The sequence below is a fragment of the Nocardioides sp. CPCC 206348 genome (assembly GCF_048654705.1).
Taxonomy (GTDB): Bacteria; Actinomycetota; Actinomycetes; order Propionibacteriales; family Nocardioidaceae; genus Nocardioides.
On sequence record NZ_JBMCZA010000191.1, the window covers coordinates 888 to 1,195 of the forward strand.

The window sequence follows — 308 nt, forward strand, 5'->3', positions numbered from 1 at the left end:
CGGCGAGGACCCCGGCCTGGCCCGGTTCATCGACTCGATGGCCCGGCGCGTGGACGGTTCGGTCATCGCGCCGGAGGAGGGCGACCTCGGTGCGGCGGTGGTCGGCTCCTACCTCGGGTCACGCCGGGGTGGACGCTCCGGTGCTGGTCCCGGGAGCTACGGCGACATGTTCGGATCCCGGGGTTTCTGGGTCTGATCGGCGGACTGCCTGTGGACAACGCCGGGCGTTGGTTTGTGTGACCTGACCCACGGGCACCGATCAGTCCATGAGCGAAGCGAATCCCGGGCGCCTCCATCGCGTCGATCCA

At 69.8% G+C, this 308-nt stretch carries 1 protein-coding gene; it reads left to right on the plus strand.

The annotated features are described in order from the left end of the window. The coding region (locus tag ACOADB_RS16380; RefSeq protein WP_378600693.1) for a hypothetical protein at positions 1-196 on the plus strand (196 nt) is incomplete at its 5' end. Between the last annotated feature and the right edge of the window lie 112 nt (positions 197-308).